1 protein-coding gene is annotated in these 1,275 nt (G+C 74.0%); it reads right to left on the bottom strand.

What is annotated here, in order from left to right; translation table 11 throughout:
* Window positions 1-113 precede the first annotated feature (113 nt).
* A complete protein-coding gene (locus FFS51_RS14585; protein WP_137878791.1) occupies window positions 114-974 on the bottom strand; it encodes a spermidine synthase in 861 nt (286 codons plus the stop codon).
* Window positions 975-1,275 lie beyond the last annotated feature (301 nt).

The raw sequence follows: 1,275 nt of genomic DNA, 5'->3' as shown, positions 1-1,275 counted from the left end.
GGGGCGATGCGTGCGGCGGCGGCAGTCGCGGTTCGCGCACGGAATGCGGTGCGCACGTGATCGTGCGCTCGCGCCGGACGCCCTTCGCAGGCGGTGCCGCCGTGCGCGGGTGGTCAGCGTTCGAAGAGGGATGCCGCGGGCTTCGGCGAGGGCGAGGCATCCGCGTCGGTGGCGGGCCGTGCGTCGCGCACGAACGCGCGCAGCTCATCGCCGTGCGCGACCTTCGCCGGATGCGGACCGGCAGCCATCAGCCGCGGCAGCCATTCGATCGGAAGCGGGGCGGCCGAGGCGGCCACGACGAGATTGCCGAAGCGGCGGCCCTTCAGCACCTGCACCTCGGCGAGCACGATCACGTTCTCGAGCACAGCCTCGACCGTCGCGACCTGACGCCGGGCGTGGTGGAGCCCCGCACCGTCGGCGACGTTGACGAGGAGCACCCCGTCGGGGGCGAGCAGGGATGCCGCGGCCCGGTAGAACTCGACGGTGGTGAGGTGTGCGGGCGTCTGGGCGCCGGCGAACACGTCGGAGACGACCAGGTCGACCTGGCCGACGAGCCCGGCGGGGAGGCGCCCCAGCCCCTCGCGGGCATCGCCGATGCGGGTGCGGATCGACGCGTCGCGCAGAAACGGCAGGTTCTCGCGCACGAGGTCGACGAGCGCCGGCTCCAGCTCGATGACCTGCTGGCGCGACCCCGGCCGGGTGTGCGCGATGTAGCGCGGCAGGGTCAGCGCGCCGGCGCCGAGGTGCACCGCCGTGAGGGGCTGCCGCGGCATCCGCAATCTGTCGATCACCGCGCCCATACGGGCGACGTACTCGAAGTGCAGGTGCGAGGGATCCTCGAGGTCGACGTGCGACTGCGGTGTGCCGTCGACCTCGAGTTCATACCCCGAGACGTACGCGGACGGCACGATGCGGGCGATGGTGCCGTCGCTCAGCCGCGCCTGCGGAGGCAGTTCGACAGTCGCGCGGGCCATGGTTCGAGGCTACCCGGGCGGGGCGGGTGGTCTCGCGGTGAGGGCCCGGCCGGACTGCCCGCTCGGCGCGCGCCTGCCCTGCTCGGCCCGCTGTGCCACCCCCGCCTCGCAACGTCGGAACCTTCGCCCGGCTCGCCGACGTGCGGCATCCTGCCCCCGGGGTGTCGGCGAGAAGTTCCGACGTTGCGCAGCCATGACGGGGTCCCCGCCCGTCCCGGCTCCGTGCCACCGCAGTGCCGCCCCACGCCGCTGTGCCGCCCACATCTCCCAGCCCCCCACACCCCCCCGAATCCCCTATGCC

Source organism: Microbacterium sp. 4NA327F11, from assembly GCF_005503465.1.
GTDB classification, from domain to species: Bacteria; Actinomycetota; Actinomycetes; order Actinomycetales; family Microbacteriaceae; genus Microbacterium; species Microbacterium ginsengisoli.
This window is presented reverse-complemented; position numbering and strand designations above follow the sequence as displayed.